The sequence below is a fragment of the Massilia sp. YIM B02443 genome, from assembly GCF_030411955.1.
Classification (GTDB): domain Bacteria; phylum Pseudomonadota; class Gammaproteobacteria; order Burkholderiales; family Burkholderiaceae_D; genus Telluria.
The window spans coordinates 1-805 of record NZ_JASNRA010000067.1 but is presented as its reverse complement, the minus strand read 5'-3'; the positions used below and the strand labels follow the sequence as shown (position 1 = coordinate 805).

The window sequence follows — 805 nt, the reverse complement described above, 5'->3', positions numbered from 1 at the left end:
GCGCCGCCGCGCGCCTTGCCATCGATGTCGGTGGCCGGCGCGTAGGTCGCGATGCCGCGGCCGATCACCGGCGAGCTGGTCGTCGGTTTGAAGTTCGGCAGCGCCGCAGTGCGCGAGTAGCCGGCCAGGAGCGGTTCCGCCGTGATGGTGCCTGTGTGGGTCAGGCCATTGCGCAGCTGGAAGGCGTACTTGGTGTTCCTGGTCACCAGGTTGTTTTTATAGGTGTTGCCCTTGCCGGTCGTGCCCTGCTCCGAGATGCCGTAGGTGTTGTCGTAGACGATGTTGTTGTGCACGTGGACATTGTTGGCGCCGGCTTTCGTGAAGTAGAAGTCGCCGCCGCCGACGATGATGCCGAACACCGACGAGCTCACCGTGTTGTTGACGATCTGGACATCGGTGGCGTCGTGCCACAGGTGGATCGCCGCCGAACCGACGCGGTAGACCACGTTGTTTTTAATCGTGCCCGAGGTGCTGTGATAGATGCCTTGCACATAGGTGCAGCCGGCCGGGCCGATATCGTTGACGACGTTGTTGATCACGTCACCCTTCACGCCCTTGTAGTAGCTGTCGACGCCGATGGCCGAACCGCCGGCGCTGTTGCACGGGATGGTGGTGGCCATGTGGTGCACGTGGTTGCCGTCGATCACGTTGTACGAGCCGCCGGTATAGATGCCGTGGACCCACTTGGTGCCGCTGCCGATCTTGCTGCCGTCGACGTCGAAGCCGATGATGCTGACGTAGCTGCCGCGGTTATCCCAGGCGCTGTTGTTGGTCGAGTTGGCCGGCGGGACGATCCTGGCGCCCC

At 63.2% G+C, this 805-nt stretch carries 1 protein-coding gene; it reads right to left on the bottom strand.

Annotation, left to right across the window (positions count from 1 at the left end; genetic code table 11):
• Positions 1-805 (bottom strand): right-handed parallel beta-helix repeat-containing protein (locus QPK27_RS25190; protein WP_290420885.1); only part of this gene is annotated, 805 nt, incomplete at both ends.